Origin of the sequence: Paraprevotella clara YIT 11840 (genome assembly GCF_000233955.1) — a bacterium.
Taxonomy (GTDB): domain Bacteria; phylum Bacteroidota; class Bacteroidia; order Bacteroidales; family Bacteroidaceae; genus Paraprevotella; species Paraprevotella clara.
Map to the genome: position 1 here is coordinate 1 of NZ_JH376660.1, position 564 is coordinate 564.

Below are 564 nucleotides of genomic sequence, written 5' to 3' on the forward strand. Positions count from 1 at the left end.
ACACCGAAATCAGTTTTCAACCCGGGTTGCAAGATGTTATCTCGGCTTTTTATGCTTTGCGTCATTACCCCAATATCGACCAGCTCAAAACAGGCGAGCAGGTTTCCTTAGATATGATTTTTGATGATGATGAAGTGTATAAATTTAAGCTAAAGCTATTGGGTAGAGAGCAAATAAAAACTAACTTCGGAACAGTTAATACACTGAAGTTCTGCCCTTTAGTGCAAGACGGACGCGTGTTTAAAGAAGAAGAAAGTATCACAATGTGGATAACTGACGACAAGAATAAAATACCCGTAAAACTAAAGGCTGCCTTGCGTGTAGGCTCGTTAATAGCAGAGCTCGACGGTTTCAATTCTCTTAAGCACGAAACAAATTTAAAAAAATAATTTATCTTTTCATAAATAGTTTAAAAATTTTACGTATATTTGTCGCCCAAACCGATAATAAAAAAAGTAAAGAAACGACACTATGAAAAACTTATTTTTAGCACTTTCTATCTTGTTAGTAGCCAATGCATACGGACAAGATAGTAATATGAGAAAAATTATGCGCCTCGCCGAG

At 36.0% G+C, this 564-nt stretch carries 1 protein-coding gene; it reads left to right on the forward strand.

Annotation, left to right across the window (positions count from 1 at the left end; translation table 11 throughout):
• Positions 1 to 389, forward strand: a 389-nt coding sequence (locus tag HMPREF9441_RS16200; RefSeq protein ID WP_008622998.1) for a DUF3108 domain-containing protein, incomplete at its 5' end; no start/stop codon positions are given.
• Between the last annotated feature and the right edge of the window lie 175 nt (positions 390 to 564).